This window comes from Aquimarina sp. U1-2 (genome assembly GCF_017897595.1).
In the GTDB taxonomy this organism is placed as follows: Bacteria; Bacteroidota; Bacteroidia; order Flavobacteriales; family Flavobacteriaceae; genus Aquimarina.
Genome location: NZ_JAGKIK010000178.1, coordinates 1 through 269 on the forward strand (window position 1 = coordinate 1; position 269 = coordinate 269).

Genomic DNA, 269 nt, shown 5'->3' on the forward strand with positions numbered 1-269 from the left:
ATTGGACTACATGGATCGTTTGGATCACTCGTTGGTCCGCCTGGGAACGTCGTTGGATCGTCTGGGGTACTTGGATCGTCTATTCCTGTAGTTTCCTCACAGTCTGTTAAGCCATCGCCATCACTGTCTGTTGTGTTAATGCCGATTGGACTACATGGATCGTTTGGATCACTCGTTGGTCCGCCTGGGAACGTCGTTGGATCGTCTGGGGTACTTGGATCGTCTATTCCTGTAGTTTCCTCACAGTCTGTTAAGCCATCGCCATCACT

1 protein-coding gene is annotated in these 269 nt (G+C 50.2%); it reads right to left on the reverse strand.

All coding sequences use genetic code 11. The features are described 5' to 3' along the window. A partial coding sequence (locus tag J8281_RS19555; RefSeq protein ID WP_371812648.1) for a hypothetical protein occupies window positions 1-269 on the reverse strand: 269 nt, incomplete at both ends.